This is a genomic window from Micromonospora sp. NPDC005173 (assembly GCF_040608515.1).
GTDB lineage: Bacteria > Actinomycetota > Actinomycetes > Mycobacteriales > Micromonosporaceae > Micromonospora.
This window is the reverse complement of sequence record NZ_JBEXIK010000006.1, coordinates 75,604-90,702: the sequence shown is the minus strand read 5'-3', so window position 1 is coordinate 90,702 and position 15,099 is coordinate 75,604. Positions and strand designations below refer to the sequence as shown.

Sequence of the window (15,099 nt, the reverse complement as noted above, 5' to 3'; positions counted from 1 at the left end):
TCTCGTCGCGGGGCGCCGGGACGTCCCGCCCGGCCCACGGGTTGCGTGGGCCGGGCGGGACGCGGTCGGGCCGGGCCCCAGAGCGCAGGGTCAGCCGCTTCGGCTGGCGCCGAGGAAGTACAGGCCGGTGGTCGCGGCGCCCGAGAAGCCGGTGAGCTTGGCGGGGTCGTACGCGGTGACGACCTTGGTGTGCAGGATCGGGTAGAGCGGGGCCTCCTCGGCCGCCATGTCGAGGGCCTGCTTCCACAGGGTCTTCCGGGCCGCCTCGTCGGTGGTCTGGGCAGCCTTGTCGAGCAGCCCGACCATGGCCTTGCGGTCCGCCTCGTTCCAGCGGTAACGCTTCCCCGGCCAGGTCTCACCGGAGTAGAACCAGCGCATCAGCAGATCGGTGTCGACGCCGAAGACGCTGGGGTCACCGGTTGCCATCAGCACCCGGAAGGTGTCCTTCGGAACCACATCGCCGTAGATGGCCGCGGAGGGCACCGTGTTGAGGCTGGCGTTGACGCCGATCTTCTTCCACTGCTCGATGACCAGCGGAGCGACGTCCTTCACGACGGAGCTGTCCGTGGTGTCGAGCTGGAGCGTCAGGTTCGTGACGCCGGCCTCCTGGAGCAGGGCCTTGGCCTTGTCAGGGTTGTAGTCGTAGACCGTGGCGGCCTTCTGGTAGTCCTTGTTGCCCTCGTCGAGGTAGCTCGTCGCCGGGCTGCCGTAGCCGTTGAGCGCCGTCTTGATGACCGCGTCCTTGTCGATGGCGTAGTGCAGGGCCTGGCGTACCCGCTTGTCGTTGAACGGGGCCGCCGCCGTGTTGAACATGAGGAAGACCTGGTTGAAGGCCTGCTTCACGTCGACGGTGTACTTTTCCTTGATCGAGTCGACGTTCAGGTACGGCACCGACTCGATGGTCTGGACCCGACCACCCTGCAGGTCCGACACCCGGGCCGAGGCCTCCGTGGTGGTGTTCCACGTCATCGCGTCCACCGTGGCGCCACGGGAGCCGTTGTAGTTCGGGTTCTTGCTCAGCTTGATGCCGGATTCCTTCGAGGCGCTGTCCATCTTGAAGGGGCCGGAGCCGATCGGCGCGGTGTCGAAGGCCTTCGACGCGGCCGCGTCGGCCGTCTTCGCCTTCGGGACGATCTTGATGACCGCGATGCGCTCGGCGAACAGCGCGAACGGGTACTTCAGCTTGAACTCGGCCGTCGTCGCGTCCTTGGCGGTGACCGAGTCGATGAACGGGATGAACCCCTGCATCAGGGGCGGAGCCGCCGGGTCGGCCGGCTTCAGGACCCGGCTGAAGGACCAGGCGACGTCGTCGCCCGTGACGGGGGTGCCGTCGGAGAACTTCGCGCCGTCCCGCAGGGACACCGTGTACGTGAGTCCGTCGGCGCTGGCCACGGGATCGGCCTTCGCGAGAGCCAGGTACGGTTCGCGGGTGATCGGGTCGAGGTCGACGAGACCTTCGAAAGTGTGCTGGTTGACCGCCGTCGCGACCGCCGAGGAGGCGTTCGCGGGGTCGAAGCCGCTGGAGAGGGTGAAAGCCAGCGTCGCCTCGATCGTCTTTCCGCCCTTGCCGCCTCCGACGGCGTTCGTCGAGGCGGGGCCGCCGCTGCACGCTGCCAGCCCTAGCGCCAAGGTTGCCGCGCCAGCCGCCATGGCTAGCGAGCGAACTCGGCGCGGGGCCCCGAGTTGCCTCCTCAACGGCTTGTCGGTGGTGCTCACGTAAATGCCTCCATAGGCTCTGCATGCGCTCCGCGTGACAGCTCAGCGCTGCGGGGGGTAGAGGGTATGGGGTATGGGGTCTGACGTCTGACGTCTGATGCCGCTAGGCTGAGCGTGACAGATCCGTAAAGGAAGGGCAAGGGGCAGATGACGACGATTGACGCGAGCCCGCTACGCGGGCAGGAGCGCCCAGGTCCCCGTCGACAGGAGGTCGTGACAGGGATCAAGGAGTACATCCTGCGCAATCGCCTCAAGCCGGGAGACCTTCTCCCCACCGAGACGGAACTGTGCGAGGCCATCGGAGCCAGCCGGTCCAGCGTCCGCGAGGCGGTCAAGATCCTCTCCACTCTCGACATCGTCGAAGTGCGACACGGCCACGGCACGTTCGTCGGCCACATGTCCCTCAACGCCCTCGTCGAAAGTCTGGCTTTCCGCGGCCTGCTGAGCGCCGAGGAAGACCACCAGGTGCTGGGCCAGGTCGTGGATGTCCGGCAGACCCTTGAGCAGGGCCTCGCCGCGGACATCATCAAGGTCCTCGACGCGGAACACCTCGCAGACCTCTCCGCGCTCGCCGACCAGATGGCGGATCTCGCCGCCCAGGACAAGGACTTCCTCGAGGTCGACAGGGCCTTCCACCTGAAGCTGATGGAGCCCCTGGGCAACGACCTGATCCTCCAGCTGACCGAGGCGTTCTGGCAGGTACAGGCCATCGTCGCCCCTACCCTGCGCACCCAGCCGGAAGACCGGGTGATCACCGCACAGCGGCACCGGGCGATCGTCGACGCGATCACCGGAGGCGATCCGGCGGTCTTGCGGTCCGCCATCGCCGACCACTACGCGCCCGTCCGCGCGAGCCTCGCACGCTCCGTCCAGCCCTGAGCCAACCGATCACCCAGCAGCATCGCCCTGCCGTCCGCCGCCCCTAGCCGTCGGACGGCGGACGGCGGACGGCGTGACTGCGCACCCATCGCCAGCGGTGGCCGACGCCGCCAGAAGCAGCCGGTCCTGAGCTCAGGGTGAGCCGATTCCACCGTGCTCCCGGCTTGGCGGCCATCCCGATTCGGCGCCGCCCCCTGCGCGTGGTGTGAGCTGGACGGCCGTGCCGAATCCGGTGCGAGGCTCCGGTGCGGAGCCAGTCGGTCCACAGCGGCCAGCAGTGGCAGGCCGGCCAGCTGCCGGCCCCACCGGCGGGGCGGCAGAGCCGTCCTCATGGCGTTCGTCGAGCGGATGACCGTGCGCGTGACCACGACCGCGCATGTTCATGCTCATCTATTGACGATCCTCGCGGTGCCCCCTACCGTCGTCTGACATCCGATGTCATATGTGTGACTCGATCCTCCGTTCCGCACCCCGTCCCCCGGAAGGAACTCCATGCCTCCTATCCGCGCAACACTGCGCCGAGCGGTAGCCGTCGTGGCCGCCGTCCTCGGCCTGGCCGCGGTTCTGCCCGCCACGCCAGCGCAGGCCGCTCCCGCCGGAGTGAACGCGACAGTCAGCGCCGACTGCACCACCGGCCGACTGAACCTGCTGCTCGACAACCGCAGCACCACGTCACAGGCCTTCACCGTCACCTGGGCCGGGCGCTCCGGCTCGCCGTGGACCAGGACGGTCACCGCCAACAGCAGCACCCAGTTGTACTGGACCCTGACGGCCGGCACGGCGTACACGCTGCGAACGACCACCCCGACCGGGCTGGACGACACCTCCGCCGGCATATTCCACTGCGGCACCGGCATGTCCGCGCTCACCAGCTTCGACTGCACGGCCAGTCGCCTTCAGCTCACGCTGGAGAACCGCACCGCGACCGCCCGGGATTTCACCGTCACCTGGCCCGGACGCACCGGCTCACCGTGGACCCGCACGGTCGCCGCCGGCGGCAACTTCCTGCATTACTGGACGGTCGACGCCGGCACCCCGTACAGCCTGCGGGTCACCGCTCCGGGCTTCGACAGCACACAGCGAGGCACCGCCACGTGCGGCATGGCCGCCGGAACCCCGCAGATGAACACGACCACACTGCTGACCACGCAGACCGTCATCCGCAACCTCAACGGTGCCAACGGTCGCTACGACGGCACCGCGGCCTCGGTCCGCATCCCGGGCATGGCCGTCACCAACAACGGCACCGTCATCGCCGTCGCCGACGCGCGGGTCGACGGCTCGTACGACCTGGGCGGCGGCACCAACAACATCCAGATCGCCATGATCCGCAGCACCGACGGCGGCCGCACCTTCGAACAGCCACGCGTCATCCACGCCCCCGCCACCACCCGCGAGGGGGTGGGCGATCCCAGCGTGCTGGTGGACCGCGCGACCGGCACCGTCTACTGCTTCTTCACCTACTCCCCCAGGCCCGGCATCAGCTTCTGGTCGGGCTCCTCCGGGGTCAACACGGCGGATGACCCCAACAGCATGCACCTGCGGTACATCACGAGCAGGGACAACGGCGCCACCTGGAGCGCCTCCGTGGAGCTGAACCCGGCGGTCAAGGACCCGGCGTGGCAGCAGGTGTTCTTCTCCTCCGGCCACGGCATCCAGACCAGCACCGGCCGCCTGGTCCAGCCGATCGCGTACCGGGACGCGGCGGGCACCAGCCATGCCGCCAACATCTACAGCGACGATCACGGTGTGACGTGGCGACGCGGTGGGTCCGCCGGCGGGACCATCAACGAGAGCAAGGCGATCGAGCGCAACACCGGGGCCGTGGTGCAGAACATGCGCCACAACGGCACCCGCAGCCGGTTCTACGCGACGTCCACCAACGGAGGCGCGACGTTCGGCCCGGCCACGGCCAGTGCCGTGCTGACCGATCCGCTGTGCAACGCCGACGAACTGTCCTACCTGCGCCCGTCGGAGCTGGGCACGAACGGTGCGCCGATCCGCACCCGCACCGCTCTGTTCAGCAACAACGCTCACCCGACCGCGCGCAATGACCTCACCGTCCGGCTGTCCACCGACGACGGCGTCAGCTGGCCGGCCCGGGCGCTGATCAAGCCGGGCGGCGCGGGCTACTCCACGATGGCCGTGCTGTCCAACGGACAGATCGGCAACCTGTACGAGGTCGGCAACACCGGCGGCATCTACTTCGCCCGCTTCAGCCTCGACTGGGTCAAGGGGGCCTGAGAGCTGTGATATCTCGACGTGGTCTTCGCTGACCGTGTCGGCGAAGACCACGTCCTGGTGTCAACAGGTGGCCGACCGGCCCTGAGCGGCCAACCGGCTCTGCACACGCGAGCGGCCGTACGCGGCAAGGGCGTGGAAGGCAGCCTTCGGCGTCCACGAGCCGTCCGGCAGCACCCGCACGATCCCGCGCGCGGCCAGGTCGAAGTCGCGCTCCGGGTCGTCGGTGGTCGGCAGGTGCCGGTTCGCGAACGTGTACACGAACGCCGCGTCCACCCCGCCGGCCTCGTAGTCGCGCAACAGGTCCACGACGTAGCGGGCCTGGCCCTCCTCGTCGCGCTCCAGCAATGCGGTGAGCTTCGCGGCGCGGCCGTGCTCGTCGTACGTCACCGGCTCCGCCCCGCCCGCGAGGTCGGCCGCGCCGCGGAACGTGCAGCAGCCGAACTCGGTGGCGGCGTACGGCTTGCCCTGCCCCACCGCGGCCGCCAGGGTCTGCGGGAACGCCGCGGCGTTGGTCGCGTCGCGGTACCCGGCGTCGCTGGCGATGATGTCGAACGGCGCCCAGTCCACGGCCTCCAGCGGGATCGAGGCGTAGCCGACGGGCCCTCCGAACCGCTCCCGCACCGCAGGCACCGCCTCGGCGAGGAAGTCGCGCACCGCGGCGCGAGCGGCCGGGACCGCCTCCCGCATCCGCATCGGGTCGGTGAACAGCGCCATGCGCTCGGCCAGGTCGCGGCCGGGCAGGAAGCCATCGGTGAACATGGCGATCTCGGAGCCGGTGAGGTACACGACCGACGCCCCGCTCTGCCGCAGCCGCTCGGCCCGCTCCGCGCCGTCGAGCACGAACGCCATGAGCCCGTCGCGGTCGAGGCCGTTGGTGAACGGGCAGTACCACACCTCGAGCCCGGCCTCGGCGGCGAACCTTGCGGTCAGCTCGAGCCGGTCCTGGACTCCGCCGGTGATGCGCACCGCTTCGCAGTGCAACTCGTCGCGGATGACGCGCAGGTCGCGCCGCACGGTCTCGGGATCGAACGGCTCGTGGGTCGTGGACCCCGCGCTCACGAAACCGGTGTCGTAGTTCACGCCGAAGACGCGCATCGGACGACTCTCCTCGCTCTTGAGGTACGGCGCGTACCTTATAGGGTACGCGCAGTACCCTGCAAGACATGAGTACGAGGCGCCGGGGCGAGGAGCTGGAGCGGGCGATCCTGCACGCGGCGGCTGAGGAGTTGCGCGAGTCCGGCTACGCGGGGATGACCATGGACCGGGTCGCCGCCCGGGCCGGGACCAACAAGAACGCCATCTACCGCCGGTGGCCGCACCGGGCGGCACTGGGCATCGCGGCGTACCGCCACCTGTCCGACGCCGTGCTACCGAACCCGGACACAGGCGCCCTGCGGGGCGACGCGCTGGAGATGCTGCGGCGGGCGAACGAGACGTGGTCATCGCCGCACGGGACGATCCTGCGCGGGTTGCTCGTCGCCGCGGCCGACGACCCCGAGCTGCTCACCCTCATGCGGGAGCGGTCCGGCGCGGACACCATGGACCGCGCCTGGCTGGCGATGCTGGAGCGCGCCGTGGCCCGGGGCGAGGCACCGGCCGCAGCCGCGCACCACCGGGTGGCGACGACGCCGATGATGCTGCTGCGCGCCGAGTACGCGATGCGCGGCATCCCCTCCGTGCCGGACGAGGTGCTGGTCGAGATCGTGGACGAGGTGTTCCTACCGCTCGTGCGCGGCCGCCACTGAACGTGCGCGGCGGCCGCGCGAAGGCTGGTCGGGGTGATACCGCTGCTGGCCGACCGCGTATCCGGACTCAGCCGGCCTTGGAGCGGAAGACCGGGTAGTAGCCGCCGGACTGACCGGCTGCGGTCGGGTGGTAGGAGATCCCGATGCTGGCGAAGTTGAGGGCGTGCAACCACTTCGTGCCGCCGCTGCACAGCTGGTGCCCGACGAACTGTGACCGGACGTCGGCGAAGGTGAACCCGGCGGCCGCGGCGGCAGTGCGGATGATGTCGTCCACCAGGTTGATGCCCTCGTTGATCTTCGTACGCGAGGTGACACTGAGCCCGACACACGTCGTGCCCAGCTGGTAGAAGACCGGGTAGCCGACGACCACCACCCGGGCCGAGGGCGCTCGGTTCCGGATTCCGGTGTAGACGTTGCGCAGCAGGGTGGGCAGGTCGGCCCGGGCCTTGTCCTCGGCAGCCTGCACGGCGGCCACGCAGTCGGTGGTGCCGTAGAGCACGCAGGTGGTCATGATGTTGGCGAAGCCGACGTCGTTGCCGCCGACCGTGACGCTGACCAGGGTCGTGGCGGCGCTGAGCGCGCCAAGCTGCGTGTTGATCACGCTGGTGGTGGTGGCGCCCGAGCAGGCGACCGAGCGGTACGACGCGGGCTGCACATTGGTGGCGTACAGCGCCGGGTACGCCTTGGTGCTGCGCTGGCAGGAACCGCTCTCGGCGGTGTAGCTGCCGGCACCGACCCCGGAGGAGTAGGAGTCGCCGAGGGCGACGTAGTGGTCGCTGGGAGCGGCCTGGGCGGGCGCTGCCAGGGCGAGGGCGGCGCCCAGAGCCGTGACCAGGCTCAGGACGAGGGTTGCCAGACGGGATCTCCGCACGTTGCGCTCCGGTGGTGTAGGAGGATCGGTGGGAGATTGATATCACCAAATATCGATGTTGGAAAGATCCTTCCGGCGAGTTCCGTGGTTACGGCAATTTCCGCCGACGGTCACCGGAATCCAATGAGGACAGTCGCGGGCAACTCCCGCGGAACCGGTCGCCCGGAACGGCTCGTCCACCCATGGTCACGAATATTTTCCGACCTCTATTGCCGTGCGGCCAGAGCGAGTGGTACGCAGGTCGAAGCAGGTTGATCACAAGCGACCCGGGAGGCGGCGATGGTCGTTGCCGGACACTGGCCCAACGGCGGGACCCCGACGCCTAAGGGCACGGGTGGCGGGCACCGCAGTCGCGACGGCCACCGTGTCGACCCCTGGATCGGCCTCGGCGCAACCGGTAGCGGCCCCGACCTCGACACGCAGCGCCCGCGAAGCGCCCATCGGGCGCGCCCGCCACCGATCGCGCACCCCGGCAGGATCCGTTGACCCCCGAGGAAGGTGGACCACCTCATGAACCACCCGCAGAACGAAGGGTTGAGCCGACGCCGCGTACTGGGCGGAGCAGCCGGACTGGCCGCGGGCGCCGCGGCCGTCGCGACGGGGCTGCCGTCCGGCGCCGCCGCCGCTCCCCCGCGGACCGCGTCCGACGTCGCCCGCTGGCACCGGCAGGCGGCGCACGTGACCATCACCCGCGATGACTGGGGTATCCCGCACGTGGTCGGCAGGACCGACGCCGACGCGGTCTTCGGAATGATGTACGCCCAGGCCGAGGACGACTTCAACCGGATCGAGAGGAACTACCTGGTGAGCCTCGGCCGCCTCGCCGAGGCCGAGGGTGAGGGTGCGATCTGGCAGGACCTGCGCCAGCGGCTGTACGTCGACCCCGGAGCGCTGAAGAGGGACTACGCGCAGAGCCCGTCCTGGCTGCGCACGCTGATGCAGGCCTGGGCCGACGGGCTGAACTACTACCTAGCGACACACCCCGAGGTGCAGCCACGTGTGCTCACGCGGTTCGAGCCGTGGATGCCGCTGAGCTTCTCCGAGGGCAGCATCGGTGGTGACATCGAGCGGGTGCCGCTCACCCAACTCGAAGCCTTCTACAGCAAACGCACGGTGCCGATGACCGATGACGAGCGCGGTCTGCTGTTCCGCGAACCCAGCGGCTCGAACGGCATGGCGATCGCGCCGAGCCACACGCGCAACGGTCACGCCCTGCTGCTGATCAACCCGCACACCAGCTTCTTCTTCCGCTCCGAGCAGCACGTGACGAGCCGGGAGGGGCTCAACGCCTATGGCGCGGCCACCTGGGGCCAGTTCTTCATCTACCAGGGCTTCAACCCGAACACCGGCTGGATGCACACGTCGAGCGGCGTCGACAACGTCGACGAGTTCGCCGAGACGATCGTGACCCGGGCGGACGGCCGACACTCCTACCGCCACGGCAACGCGCTGCGGCCGGTGACGACGAAGACGATCACGCTGTCGTATCACACGACGGATGGGGGGCGGGCTCGGCGCAGCTTCACCACCTTCGCCACGCACCACGGCCCGATCGTCCGGGAGGCGGACGGCAGGTGGATCGCGTTCGCGCTGATGAACAAGCCGGTCGAGGCGCTGCAGCAGAGCTTCCTGCGCACCAAGACGCGGGACTACGCGGACTTCATCCAAGTGGCGGGCCTCAAGGCCAACAGCTCGAACAACACGCTCTTCGCGGACTCGAAGGGTGAGATCGCCTTCCTGGTGCCGCAGTTCATGCCGCGCCGCGACGATCGCTTCGACTACCGCAAGCCCGTCGACGGCAGCGACCCGGCGACGGACTGGCGCGGACTGCACAGCCTCCGGAGCCTTCCGCAGGCGGTGAACCCGAGGAACGGCTGGGCGTTCAACACCAACAACTGGCCCTGGACCGCGGCCGGCCCGGACAGCCCGGACGCCGCCGACTATCCGCGCTACTTCGACCAGGCCGGCGAGAACCCCCGTGGACCGCAGGCGATCCGAGTGCTCACCGCGCGCGACGACTTCACCCCGCAGACGCTCATCGCTGCCGCCTTCGACACCTACCTCACCGCCTTCGCCCGACTCGTGCCCGGGCTGATCGCGGCATGGGACAGGCTGCCCGGGGGCAACCAGCAGAAGGCGGCGCTCGCCGACCCGATCGGCCTGCTACGCGGCTGGGACTACCGCTGGAGCCCGCAATCGACCGCGACGTCGCTGGCCGTGTTCTGGGGCGAGGCGCTCTGGGCGCCGCTGGCCCAGGCGGCGAGAGACGCGGGCATGTCGATGTGGGACTACCTGGCCGAGCGCGCCACCGATGCGCAGCGACTCACCGCGCTCGAAGCGGCGACGCAGCGGCTGACGCAGGATTTCGGCAACTGGCAGGTGCCCTGGGGCGAGATCAACCGCTTCCAGCGCAACGACGGCGCGATCGTCCAGACGTTCGACGACGCCAAGCCGAGCAGGCCGGTGCCCTTCACCTCCGCGCAGTGGGGCTCGCTCGCCTCCTTCGGGGCGAGGCGCTACCCGGGAACGAAGCGCTACTACGGCACCAGCGGCAACAGCTTCGTGGCGGTCGTGGAGTTCGGCCCGAGGCTGCGCGCCTGGGCCGTGACGGCGGGGGGCGCGAGCGGCCACCCGGACTCGCCGCACTTCAACGACCAGGTCGAACGCTACGCGAGCGGCGATCTCCGGCCCGTCTACTTCTATCCGGAGGACCTCAGGGGCCATGTCGAGCGAAGCTACCGGCCGGGTAGGTGATCACTCGTCCACAGTCAGGTCGTCGACGCCGTCGCGTGCCCAGGCCGGCCATCCGGTCGGGCACGCCTCGGCGCCGGCTGCCTACTCCTCCGGGATGCCCGGCCCGACCTCGCCACGCCTCAGGTGCTCGGCGTTGCGGTCGGCTTCGCTGTTGGCGTGCGCCGCCCCGGCGCCCGGGTCTCTGGTTCGGCGTCCTTCGGCGTCCTGATACACCTCGCCGCTTTCGAGTGCATCCTCCTGCTGCCGCCGGCTCTGCTCAGGTGTGGTCACAACGCCCAGTTACCCTGCACCCACAGCAGCAAACGGCAAGATCCAGACTATCCTCCGGGCCATGACCTCGATTCCACCCGATCGGCGCGGCGTCGACTCGGCCCTGGACCCCTCCACGGAGCAGATCCGGGACATGGTGGCCCGATCCGTCGACTGGGTCACCGCCCACCACGACTCGATCCGTGACCTGCCCATCGCCCCGCGCACCTCCGCCGCCGCGCTGAAGGAGACGCTCGCCGAGCCCCTGCCCGTCGAGGGCCGTGACTTCGCCGACCTGCTCAGGGTCTTCCGTGAGGTGGTCGTGCCCGGCACCCGGCACAACGGGCATCCCCGCTTCTTCGGGTACGTCTCGGCGCCGGGCACCGCCGTCGCCTCGGTGGCCGATTTCCTCGCGTCGGCGCTGAACGCCAACCTCACCGCGTGGCGGTCGGCACCGGCTCCCGCCGAACTGGAGCATGTGGCCATCGACTGGATCAAGGAGGCCCTCGGCTGCGACCCGGGTGCCGGAGGCCTGTTCATGAGCGGCGGTTCGATGGCGAACTTCACCGCGCTCGCCGCCGCCCGGCACCGGCACTGCGGTGACACGGTCGCCAGCCACGGGGCGGCCGCCCACCCGGCGCCGCTGCGCGTCTACGCCTCCACCGAGACCCACCACTCGATCCACAAGGCCGCCGCGCTGCTCGGCATCGGGCGGGCGAACGTCCGCGACATCCCGGTGGACGCCCGTTTCCGGATGGACGTCGACGCTCTCGTCCGCGCTATCGAGGAGGACCGGGCCGCCGGGGCGGAACCGCTCTGCGTGGTGGCGAACGCCGGCACCGTCGTCACCGGCGCGGTCGACCCGCTCGCCGACATCGCAGCGGTCGCGCGGGAGTACGGGCTGTGGATGCACGTCGATGCCTGCTATGGCGGCTTCGCGCGGCTCTCCCCCACGGCCCGTCCGCTCTTCGACGGCCTGTCCGAGGCCGACTCGATCGCCCTCGACCCGCACAAGTGGCTCTACCTGCCCGCGGACTGCGGCTGTCTCATCTACCGCGACCCCGAGGCGGCGCGGCCCGCCTTCAGCCTGGACGCCGACTACACCCGGGTCACGCAGACCGAACCGGCCGAGGCTTTCGCCTTCTGGGACTACGGCCCCGATCTGTCCCGACGATTCCGGGCACTCAAGGTCTGGATGACGCTGGCGCACGCCGGTTCGCGAGCTGTCGGCGACGCGATCGAGAGCAACCTCGACTGTGCCCGGCACCTGGCCGAACTCGTCGAGGGCAGCGCCGACTTCGAGCTGCTCGCCCCGGTCGAACTCTCCATCTTCTGCTTCCGCTACCTGCCGCCGAACGCACGGGCCGGCTCACGGTCGCGCACCGAAGAGGAGCGACTCGACCGCCTCAACGAACGGATCATGCTGGCAGTCCAGCAGGCCGGCAGCTCGTACCTGTCGAACGCCACCGTCAACGGCCGCTTCGCGCTGCGCGGCTGCGTGCTCAACTACCGCACCACACGGCGCGACATGGAGATCCTGCTCGACGACGTACGCTGCGCCGCCGAGCAGGTGGTCGAGAAGACCCCTGAAGACTCGACGGACGCGGCGTAACGCGCGTCAGCGTGGCGGCCGTCAGATGGCGGCGGTGCCCGTCAGCTCATCGCGGACCTCGCGGCGGTCAGCATCGACGTCGGGTGCCTTCGCGAGGTGCGCCGGAGGGGCCGCCTTCGTCGACTTTTCCCGGCGCCGCAGCCAGAGGTCGACCACGAGGTTCAGCGCAAGGCCGATCACACCCCAGATCGCGATGACCAGCAGGTTCCGGCCGACCCCGTTGCCGTCGAAGTAGATCAGGGATCGGGCGGTGTCGACTGCGGCCGGCAGCGGCAGGATGTCCTGCAGATGCCGGAACAACTCGGGCACCATGTACACCGAGAGTCCGCCGCCGGACGCCGGCACGCCCGCCAGCATCAGCACGACCATCACCGGGATGATGGCGGCCAGGCCGAGGGTACGTGTGAAGACAGCGGTGGCGAGGGACACGGCAAGGATGGTCGCCGCGCCGAATCCGATCATCTCCCAGGCGTGCCCGTTGACCGCGCCGATGATGACGTCGAAGAGCACCCACAGCCACACGGACATGCCGATCGCCCAGCCGCCGAGCAGCGGCAGGAACTGGCGCAGGCGCTTGAGCTCCGGCGCACCGCCGCGCAGTACGGCCAGCATCAGGAACCCGGCCATGATCCACGACATGCCGACGTACAGGCTGTTGCTGCCCATGGTGTCGGTGTCCGTGAGTGGCGTCACGTCGGTGGTCGTCAACGGGGCCTGCTGCTGGGCGGAGATCTGCTGGAACATCGCCTGCACCGCGCTCTGCTGGCTGACCCCGGCAGCTGAGGAGGTGTAGAGCGTCGCCGCGGCGTCGGGCGCCGTGGGCAGGACGTAGGCGGCGACCACGTCCTGGGAGCGGATCCGGTCGGTGGCGTCGTCGACCGACGTGGCCACGCCGACGTCGAGGATGTCGCCCAGGTTCGACCTGAGTCCGGTGGCGACCTGGTCGGCCTGCTGCGCGTTGGCGCTGACCACGACGACGGGAAGGCTGTGCACCTGCGGCTTGTGCATGGAGAAGCCCATCAGGCCGACCACCATCACCAGGATCGACAGCGGGAAGGCCGCCACCGCCAGGTACCGCGTCCACAGCGGTCGATTCGGGCCACCGGCCAGCGCCGGCATCGGCGTGCCGGGGTGGACGCCCGGTGCCACGCCCGGAATCGCCTTCCCGCTGACGCGCTCCTTGAGCAGGGACAGCAGCAGCCCCGCGACCAGCCAGATGGCGAGCGTCAACAGGTGCCCACCGGCGCCGCGACCGTCGAAGTAGAGCAGCGAGCGCAGCGCTTCCCCGGCGGCCGGCAGGGGAAGGACGCCGTGCAGGAACTGGAAGAAGCCAGGCATCACGTCGATCGACAGCGCCAGGTTCGACGACGGCATGCCGAACACGACGTACAGCAGCATGCCGACCAGGACGGCGAGCGGACCCATCAGCTTGGTGAACAGCAGCTGGGCCGCGCCGACAGCGCCGACGGTGAGCATCCCGACGCCGAGGAACTGCAGATAGTGGCCTTCGACTGCGCCGACGATCGGCCCGAGGATGAGCCAGATGATCGTGCTGGTGGCCGCCGCCCAGCCGGCCAGCAGCGGCACGAACCGCCGCAGCGACAGCAGGTGCGGGGTGGCGATCACCAGCAGGCTCAGGGGGACGTACCCGGCAAGCATCATGCCCATGGCGGCGAACAGCACCGAGATGCCGGCCAGGTCGCCCTCGGGCAGCGGGGCCACGTCCTGGGTGGTGGTGGTCCAGTCCTGCTGCACGGCGATCGGGGCGAGCAGTTGCTGGGCGGTGGTGGCCTGGGAGGCGCCAGCCGCCATCGCGGTGTAGACGGTCGCCTCGCGGGAACCGGCGGCCGGGATCTCGATCGCCCCGGCGATCTCACGTTCTTCGAGCAGCTCGACGGCATCACTGCCGGAGGGGACCAGGCGTGCGTCGACGGCCTGGCCTGGCGCGGAGTTCAGCCCGTCGACGACTGCCTGAGCCTGCGCGCCCGATCCCACCACGGCCACCGGCATGTCGCGCGGCTGCGGGGAGTGCATGGTGGCCACGTAGGTGGCGAACATCATCGTGACCATGAGGAACGGCATCACGAAGAGAGCGACATACCGGGCGATCCGGGTCTTGCGGTCCTCGACAGGCGGGCCGGTGCCAGCCTCGGCGGCGGGAGCAGAAATGGTCGAGCTGTCCAAGGGGATACTCCAGGCGGGTTGCGGGAGGCGTCTGCGTCACACGTGGAACGGAAGGCTTGCCCCGCGTAAGCCACGTGACTTATAAGAGTAAGTCACGTGGCTTGTAATGTCTTGGAACGGCTACCTTGATGTAGATCACACCGCCACGCCACCTGGAGGAGAGGGCTGCGATGACCCAGGCAGAACCGGCTCGTACCGCGCTGCTCGACGCGGCAGAGCGCCTATTCGCCGGGTCCGGCATCGCGCAGATCTCCGACCGCAAGGTGGCCGAGGCGGCCGGAAACACCAACCATTCCGCGGTGCGGTACTACTTCGGAGGCCGGGACGGGCTGTTGCACGCGCTGATCCTTCGCCACGCGGCCGCGCTGGAAGAACCGCGCCGGGCGATGTTCGAACACTCCGACTCGGTTCTCGGCGACGTCCGCAGCCTGGTCATGCCGACCATGAAGGTGCTCGCCGGGCTACCGCAGCCGACCTGGCGCGCCCGGTTCCTCGGTCAGGCCCTGCACGATCCGGCCACCAGGCCACTCCTGATCGAAGCCGCGGACGCCGTGCCCACCGCGAGAATGATCGTCCGGTCACTCGCAGCGCGCCTCGAGCACCTGGATCCGGACATCGTGGCCGCCCGGGCGGGGCTGATCACCATGATCGTCTCCACGGCCGCCGCCGAGGTCGAGGCCCGCACCGAACGCAGCGGTCAGGATGCCCGCTGGGCGTCAGTGGGCGACTTCCTCTGCGACGCCATCGCCGGCATGCTGCTCGCCCCCGTCACCCAGGCGACCAGCAGTAACCCGCTCACCGAGGACCCCGCATCCGCCGACACTGCGGGGTGACCACCGCGTCGA

The 15,099-nt window shown here is 69.7% G+C and carries 11 protein-coding genes; 6 read left to right on the top strand and 5 right to left on the bottom strand.

The annotated features are described in order from the left end of the window. Positions 1-90: 90 nt before the first annotated feature. On the bottom strand, positions 91-1,716 hold the full coding sequence (locus ABZV00_RS10350) for an ABC transporter substrate-binding protein (RefSeq protein ID WP_355603948.1): 1,626 nt from the start codon (positions 1,714-1,716) through the stop codon (positions 91-93). A 213-nt stretch (positions 1,717-1,929) separates the two neighbouring features. Here ABZV00_RS10350 and ABZV00_RS10345 point away from each other — a divergent pair, with 213 nt between their 5' ends. Further along, positions 1,930-2,595, top strand: a complete 666-nt coding sequence (locus ABZV00_RS10345; RefSeq protein ID WP_355603946.1) for a FadR/GntR family transcriptional regulator — start codon at positions 1,930-1,932, stop codon at positions 2,593-2,595. Between the two features lie 492 nt (positions 2,596-3,087). Then, positions 3,088-4,839, top strand: a complete 1,752-nt coding sequence (locus tag ABZV00_RS10340) for an exo-alpha-sialidase (protein ID WP_355603943.1) — start codon at positions 3,088-3,090, stop codon at positions 4,837-4,839. Positions 4,840-4,899: 60 nt separating this feature from the next. Here ABZV00_RS10340 and ABZV00_RS10335 read toward each other — a convergent pair whose 3' ends face one another. Continuing rightward, positions 4,900-5,934, bottom strand: coding sequence for a hypothetical protein (locus ABZV00_RS10335; RefSeq protein ID WP_355603940.1), 1,035 nt, complete (start codon positions 5,932-5,934; stop codon positions 4,900-4,902). 68 nt (positions 5,935-6,002) lie between these two features. On the opposite strand from ABZV00_RS10335, the gene ABZV00_RS10330 reads away from it, so the two are divergent. Beyond that, entirely contained in the window at positions 6,003-6,584 is a 582-nt protein-coding gene (locus ABZV00_RS10330; protein ID WP_355603937.1) for a TetR/AcrR family transcriptional regulator, read from the top strand. Between the two features lie 67 nt (positions 6,585-6,651). Here ABZV00_RS10330 and ABZV00_RS10325 read toward each other — a convergent pair whose 3' ends face one another. After that, positions 6,652-7,455 (bottom strand): SGNH/GDSL hydrolase family protein, encoded by an 804-nt coding sequence (locus tag ABZV00_RS10325; protein WP_355603934.1) that lies wholly within the window; start codon positions 7,453-7,455, stop codon positions 6,652-6,654. Positions 7,456-7,965: 510 nt separating this feature from the next. Between ABZV00_RS10325 and ABZV00_RS10320 the strand changes: the two genes are divergently transcribed. Further along, entirely contained in the window at positions 7,966-10,209 is a 2,244-nt protein-coding gene (locus tag ABZV00_RS10320; protein ID WP_355603932.1) for a penicillin acylase family protein, read from the top strand. A gap of 81 nt (positions 10,210-10,290) precedes the next feature. On the opposite strand, the gene ABZV00_RS10315 is transcribed toward ABZV00_RS10320, so the two are convergent. Continuing rightward, entirely contained in the window at positions 10,291-10,479 is a 189-nt protein-coding gene (locus tag ABZV00_RS10315; RefSeq protein ID WP_355603931.1) for a ribonuclease, read from the bottom strand. 61 nt (positions 10,480-10,540) lie between these two features. Here ABZV00_RS10315 and ABZV00_RS10310 point away from each other — a divergent pair, with 61 nt between their 5' ends. Then, positions 10,541-12,070, top strand: coding sequence for an aminotransferase class I/II-fold pyridoxal phosphate-dependent enzyme (locus ABZV00_RS10310; protein ID WP_355603928.1), 1,530 nt, complete (start codon positions 10,541-10,543; stop codon positions 12,068-12,070). 21 nt (positions 12,071-12,091) lie between these two features. Here ABZV00_RS10310 and ABZV00_RS10305 read toward each other — a convergent pair whose 3' ends face one another. Further along, a complete protein-coding gene (locus tag ABZV00_RS10305; protein WP_355603925.1) occupies positions 12,092-14,254 on the bottom strand; it encodes an ABC transporter permease in 2,163 nt (720 codons plus the stop codon). A gap of 170 nt (positions 14,255-14,424) precedes the next feature. Here ABZV00_RS10305 and ABZV00_RS10300 point away from each other — a divergent pair, with 170 nt between their 5' ends. Further along, positions 14,425-15,087, top strand: a complete 663-nt coding sequence (locus ABZV00_RS10300; protein ID WP_355603922.1) for a TetR/AcrR family transcriptional regulator — start codon at positions 14,425-14,427, stop codon at positions 15,085-15,087. The last annotated feature ends 12 nt before the right edge of the window (positions 15,088-15,099 follow it).